We start from the raw sequence: 1427 nt of genomic DNA, 5'->3' as shown, positions 1-1427 counted from the left end.
AAAAGATCGTATGCTTCAATTTGTAAATTTCAGGAAATCGTATGGTAATGTTGAAGTTTTAAAAATTGAGAATATGTTGATTGAACCCTCCATTTATTGGGTCAAAGGAGTAAATGGATCTGGGAAAACTACTTTATTAAAAGCTATTGCCGGACTTATATGGTTTGAGGGAGATATTATTCTAACTGGGAAAGCTAGTATAAAAAAGCAGGCAGTTGTCTATAGAAGAAGGGTGAATTTTGCCGAGGCCGAACCCATATTTCCGGATTTTTTAACAGGTCGCGAAATGATTAATGTATTTGCCTCGGCTAAAGGGGCCTTCGAGGGTCAGAAGCAGTTTTATATTGAAAGTATGAAAATCCAAAGCTATATGGAACAACCCCTGGGCACATATTCAAGTGGCATGCTTAAAAAACTTTCTCTTGTTTTAGCTTTTCTGGGAAATCCTAAGCTAATCCTGCTGGATGAACCATTGATAACATTGGATGTGGAGTCTCTAGAAATACTTTATAGTTGGATTGCTGAAAAATGTAAAAAGGATGGGACAAGCTTTATGTTATCATCTCATCAACCTTTAAATTACGATGTTTTACCTACTGCCAGAGAACTATTGGTTGAAAAACAAACTTTAAATTTCAAAATATGACGTCCCAACCTTTAACTAAGGTACTTTTAAAAATATTTGCCAAAGGTTTTTATAAAGTACATTCGGGTTTGTTGGTCTTTTTTTTTGTTTCAATCCTTACTTATTGTTTTTACATAGATGTCTTGAATGGAGGGCATTTTTCTGATGATGAGTTGCTGTTTTACCATTTATTGGTGACGTTAACTTTAGTGTCCTCGCCAATTTTGGCGGCTTTAGTTTTTTTCTTTTGGTTAATTTATACTTTCAAAAGCTGGAAGTATGTATTGGGGCAAATTTCCCAAGTAAATAATCAATTTTTAGTTTACAGTAGTACAGCCTTTAACAAAATCCATCAGTTCAAAAGTTGGTTTATTGTTCAGTTTGTTATCTCTCTTCCTTTTGTTTGCTTTGGATTCTTTTCTATTGCCATAGGGCTTATATTTCACCATTATTTTATTCCTTTGGTAATCTTACTGTTTATCTTTTTTATAATTCTTATCAGTGCTGGAGTTTATGTGGGGTTTATTAATCGGTTAGCAAGTCCCGATCGATTTTCTCTTTTCATTAAAAATACTTTTCATTGGCGAAAACCATTTTTTAGTTTATTCATCTACCATGTTCTTCATCAATTAAAACTTTCTTATGGGATTACTAAGTCAATATCCCTATTTATTATTTTGGGAGGTTATTACCATTTCTTTGGAGAAGAGGTTCCTGATCTAAGGGTAGGGGGAATCCTTATGCTTTTTATTATGATCGGACATTCTTTTTTAATTTATCAAAGTCATGTTTTTGAAATAAC

General features: G+C 33.1%; 2 protein-coding genes. Both read left to right on the top strand.

Annotated features, from left to right (window positions below):
- The coding region (locus E1171_RS01420) for an ABC transporter ATP-binding protein (protein WP_222931329.1) at positions 1 to 646 on the top strand (646 nt) is incomplete at its 5' end.
- Positions 643 to 1427, top strand: a 785-nt coding sequence (locus E1171_RS01415) for a hypothetical protein (RefSeq protein ID WP_155203351.1), incomplete at its 3' end; no start/stop codon positions are given. The genes E1171_RS01420 and E1171_RS01415, both read left to right, overlap by 4 nt.

It is taken from the genome of Xanthovirga aplysinae (assembly GCF_009711365.1).
Taxonomy (GTDB): Bacteria; Bacteroidota; Bacteroidia; order Cytophagales; family Cyclobacteriaceae; genus Xanthovirga; species Xanthovirga aplysinae.
The sequence above is the reverse complement of the archived record's forward strand: the minus strand, read 5'-3'. Positions and strand labels throughout refer to the sequence as shown.